The 1,988-nt window shown below is 43.8% G+C and carries 1 protein-coding gene and 2 pseudogenes; 1 reads left to right on the top strand and 2 read right to left on the bottom strand.

The genetic code is table 11. From position 1 onward, the window contains the following. Positions 1-1,089, top strand: a pseudogene (locus tag F6K49_RS44230) (hypothetical protein); the annotation flags it as partial. Positions 1,090-1,336: 247 nt separating this feature from the next. On the opposite strand, the gene F6K49_RS44225 reads toward F6K49_RS44230, so the two are convergent. Both F6K49_RS44225 and F6K49_RS44220 read right to left on the bottom strand, forming a co-directional pair. Continuing rightward, on the bottom strand, positions 1,337-1,486 hold the full coding sequence (locus F6K49_RS44225) for a hypothetical protein (protein ID WP_293108261.1): 150 nt from the start codon (positions 1,484-1,486) through the stop codon (positions 1,337-1,339). 208 nt (positions 1,487-1,694) lie between these two features. Further along, positions 1,695-1,988, bottom strand: a pseudogene (locus tag F6K49_RS44220) (hypothetical protein); the annotation flags it as partial.

Genomic DNA, 1,988 nt, shown 5'->3' with positions numbered 1-1,988 from the left:
TATCGCCTGGCTCAGGGCAGCTCTGATAATAATGGTCTATTTGATATTATTTATTGGCTGGGTCGAGTAGCGATGGAAGAGGTCCAATCCCAACGCGATCGCAAAATTACTTTCAGTTCCACACTGCGGGAGCGGATTGGACATCATATCCACGGGGCGCAGTGGGCAAGTGATGTTAAAGGCTTTGTGTTAGAAAACAACTTATGGGAGCGCCCACTCCATATTATTAGTGCGAATTTGCATAGCGTGATGAATTGCTTATTTGCGCCATCAGCACTGAAACACACCTTGGGAGAAGACAAAAAAATTGAGGACATTGCCCGTGAGTTAAGTCTACCAGAAAACGCCCACCTCAACCAAGAGGTTAGGGAGTTTGCCTTACAAAATGGGATGTTTTATCTAGCCGATAGAGCTGGGACAAATATCCACGTGCAGATTTTTGATACTGCTATGTTACCCCTCCCTTTGCTATCTCCTGAGTTACCCATTAATCATAACATAATTGAACAAGAAAAGCCAGTTCTCTTGGTAATGGATTATGCTTTTGGGGAACAAGCGTTTGAGATTATGGATGAATTACTCAAACCTTATAAAACCGGTGGGCAATCCCAAAAACTTAATGTCCAATCGATTTCGGTAATGGGAAAAGCGGGAATATTGGTGGGACACAAGGGCGACTTAATGCTACCAACGGCACACATCTTTGAAGGAACAGCAGATAATTATCCTTTTGTTAATGAGCTTACTAGTGAGGATTTTCAAGATGATGGTATCCCCATTTATGAAGGAGCGTTGGTGACAGTAATGGGAACCTCTTTGCAAAACTCTGATATTTTAGCTTACTTCAAAAGTTCATCTTGGAATGTGATTGGCTTGGAGATGGAAGGGGCACACTTACAAAAGGCAATTCAAGCTGCTTCTATGATCCGAAAAAGTATCGATGATAAGGTAAAGCTGCGTTATGCTTACTATGCTTCTGATAACCCCTTGTTGACAGGCAGCACCTTAGCTTCCGGGGGATTGGGAACAACAGGTGTTAAGCCCACCTATTTAATCACTATGAAATTTCTTAAGAAAATCCTGGGATAGTTGATGTAGGGTGGGCAGTGAACCAGACCGATTCATCAACCTGGCGATAAAATTACTTGACACTGCCCACCAATCGATTAATCACAGTAGATGTAGGGTGGGCAGTGAACCAGACCGATTCGCTAAGTCATAGCATTTTTCGCCACTGCCCACCAACGGATTAATCACAATTGATGTAGGGTGGGCAGTGAACCAGACCGATTCGCTAAGTCATAGCATTTTTCGCCACTGCCCACCAACGGATTAATCACAATTGATGTAGGGTGGGCAGTGAACCAAACTGATTCACCAAGTCATAGCATTTTTCGCCACTGCCCACCAACGGATTAATCACAGTAGATGTAGGGTGGGCAGTGAACCAGACCGATTCACTAAGCCAAAGCCCATTGCTCGGCACTGCCCACCAATCGATTAATCACAGTAGATGTAGGGTGGGCAGTGAACCAAACCGATTCACCAAGAAGCGCGTTCGCGAAGCGGTTCCGAAGGAACATCGCATTACTTGACACTGCCCACCAACGGATTAAGACAGAGGAAAAACAGGAAACAAACCAGATCAAGGAGACTTTAACTAGTCAGTTGTTTCCGCCACCGTGTACTAATCGTTATACAAAGATCAGATCCCCTTGGTTATAGGCGTCAGCAACTATAGCAATAACATCAAGGCCCGAATCAGAATTGATAGCAATAAAGTTGTCTTCAAAGGTATAGTTGATGCCTGACTTGAGTTGAATTTCATCCGTACCAGATTGGAAATCCGTAATTACAGCGTAATCATTGAAACCAAACAATCCTGCCCCGACATAGTAAGCATTGTTCTGATCTCCAATCACAAATGTATCAGCACCAGCTCCTCCGGTTAAGATATCAATTTCATTAACACCTGGATTGTTACTGGT

The organism is Moorena sp. SIO3I6 (assembly GCF_010672095.1).
The sequence above is the reverse complement of the archived record's forward strand: the minus strand, read 5'-3'. Positions and strand labels throughout refer to the sequence as shown.